This is a genomic window from Streptomyces cahuitamycinicus (assembly GCF_002891435.1).
GTDB lineage: Bacteria > Actinomycetota > Actinomycetes > Streptomycetales > Streptomycetaceae > Streptomyces > Streptomyces cahuitamycinicus.
Genome location: NZ_POUC01000711.1, coordinates 1 through 2,534, shown reverse-complemented (window position 1 = coordinate 2,534; position 2,534 = coordinate 1). Strand labels below are relative to the sequence as shown.

The window sequence follows — 2,534 nt, the reverse complement described above, 5'->3', positions numbered from 1 at the left end:
GCCGAGCAGGGCCTGCCCCGCCGGGCCGTACGCCACTTCTCCCTCGTGGGCGTCGTCTGGGACGACCCCGACGCCGAACTCCACGGCCGCGTCCAGGTCCGCACCCGCGCCGCCGACACCGGCGCCTGGTCGGGCTGGCAGGACGTGGAGACCCACAACGCCGACCACGCCGCCGACCCGGACACCCCCGAGAGGGCCTCGGGCCGCGTCCGCGGTGCCACGGCCCCGCTGTGGGTGGGCGACTCCGACGGCGTGGAACTCCGGGTCCGCTCCAGGCACGACGACGCGGCAGCCGACTCCGCCGAGCAGACCCCGGGCGCCCGCAACCTGCCCGCGGCGCCCCCGCTGCCCTCGGGCCTGCGCCTCGAACTCGTCGACCCCGGCGAGGACGACGACCCGCTCCACGGCGCCGCCGCGGACGGCCCCCGCACCGGCGGCCTGAACGCCGGGGCGTCCGCCCGCGCCGAAGCCTCCGCCGCCAACGCCGGCCTCGCCCCCCTCGGCACCACCGAGATCGCGGCACTGAGCCGGGCCGAGACCGAGCAGGAGTACCTCGCCCTCGACCCCGGCGGGCTGACGGCGCAGCAGCGACAGGCCAAGCCGTACGTCGGCCCGCGCCCGGGTATCGTCACGCGGCGCGGCTGGGGGGCGAACGAGGGGCTGCGGAAGAGCGGCTTCCGGTACACCAAGAAGGTCAAGGCGGCCTTCGTGCACCACACGGCCAGCGGCAACAACTACCGCTGCTCGCAGGTCCCGTCACTCATCCGCAGTATCTACCGCTACCACGTCAAGAGCATGGGGTGGCGGGACATCGGCTACAACTTCCTCATCGACAAGTGCGGAAAGATCTACGAGGGCCGCGCCGGAGGCGTGGCGAAACCGGTCCTCGGCGCGCACACGCTTGGTTTCAACAGCAACAGCATGGGGATCGCCGTCCTCGGGTCGTACGGCGCCAAGAAGCCGTCGAAGTCGGCGGTCAAGGCCGTCGCCCGGCTGACCGCCTGGAAGCTGGGGCTGTACCGGATGAACCCGAAGGGGAAGACGTACCTGAAGTCGGCCGGCAGCAATCTCCACCGGAAAGGCAAGAAGGTACGGCTGAACGTGATCTCGGGGCACCGGGACGGCTTCAAGACCGAGTGCCCGGGACGCAAGCTCTACGGAAAGCTCGGCTCGGCCCGCTCCAAGGCGGCCCGCTACCAGGGCCGCTGAGTACACGTTCGACCGCCGTCGGGGGGCATGCGGGGGCATGGGACGTAAATGCCGCACGGCCAGCGAAGGCGCCACGGAACGGTCTGCATACACTGACCGGCCGAATGACAGTTCGGCCGGTCCCGGCAGGAAGCAGAGACGACACGTGACAGAAGCGATCCTCCTGGTCGGCGGCAAGGGCACCCGGCTGCGCCCGCTCACGGTGCACACCCCCAAGCCCATGGTCCCGGCGGCCGGGGTGCCGTTCCTCACGCACCAGCTGGCGAGAGCGAGAGCGGCCGGTGTCGAGCACATCGTCCTGGCCACGTCCTACCTGGCCGAGGTATTCCAGCCGTACTTCGGTGACGGCTCGGCGCTGGGACTGCACCTGGAGTACGTCACCGAGGAGGAGCCGCTCGGCACGGGCGGCGCCATCCGCAACGTGGCCTCACGGCTGCGCTCCGGCCCCGACGACCCGGTCCTGATCTTCAACGGGGACATCCTGACGGGCCTCGACATCCGGGCCCTGGTCGACACCCACGAGACCACGGGCGCGGACGTCTCGCTGCACCTCACCAAGGTCACCGACCCGCGCGCCTACGGCCTGGTCCCCACGGACGACACGGGCAGGGTCCTGGCGTTCCTCGAGAAGCCGCAGACCCCCGAGGAGATCGTCACCGACCAGATCAACGCGGGGGCGTACGTCTTCCGCCGCTCGGTCATCGACTCCATCCCGCTCGGCAGGCCGGTCTCGGTGGAACGTGAGACCTTTCCGGGTCTGCTGTCGGCCGGCGCCCACCTCCAGGGCATGGTCGACTCGACGTACTGGCTGGACCTGGGCACCCCGGCGGCCTTCGTCCGGGGCTCGGCGGACCTCGTCCTGGGCCGGGCCCCGTCGCCCGCCGTCCCCGGCCGCTGCGGCGACCGTCTGGTTCTGCCGACGGCCCAGGTGGCCTCCGACGCCAAGCTGTCGGGCGGCACGGTGGTGGGCGAGGGCGCGTTCGTCGCGGAGGGCGCGCGGATCTTCGGCAGCACGATCCTGCCCGGCGCGGTCATCGAACCGGGCGCGGTCATCACCGACTCCCTGATCGGCACCCGGGCCCGCGTCGGCCGGCGCTCGGTCCTCACGGGCACGGTCATCGGCGACGGCGCGGTGATCGGCCCCGACAACGAACTCCTGGAGGGCGCCCGCATATGGTGCGACGCCCGCATCCCGGCAGGAGCGGTCCGCTTCTCGTCGGACCGGTAGGACGGGGCGCAGGGGGGCGGGGCGTGGCCCCGCAGCTGCGGGCATGCGTGCCGCCAGGGGCGATGGGGCCCCCTGCTCGAGCGAAGCCGAGAGCTTG

2 protein-coding genes are annotated in these 2,534 nt (G+C 72.4%); both read left to right on the top strand.

Going from position 1 to position 2,534, the window contains the following annotated elements; genetic code table 11:
* Positions 1-1,209, top strand: a 1,209-nt coding sequence (locus tag C1J00_RS41930) for a peptidoglycan recognition protein family protein (RefSeq protein WP_102914054.1), incomplete at its 5' end; no start/stop codon positions are given.
* 145 nt (positions 1,210-1,354) lie between these two features.
* Positions 1,355-2,437: a mannose-1-phosphate guanylyltransferase gene (gene manB, locus C1J00_RS41925; protein ID WP_102914053.1), complete on the top strand. Its 1,083-nt coding sequence runs from the start codon at positions 1,355-1,357 to the stop codon at positions 2,435-2,437.
* Positions 2,438-2,534: the final 97 nt, after the last annotated feature.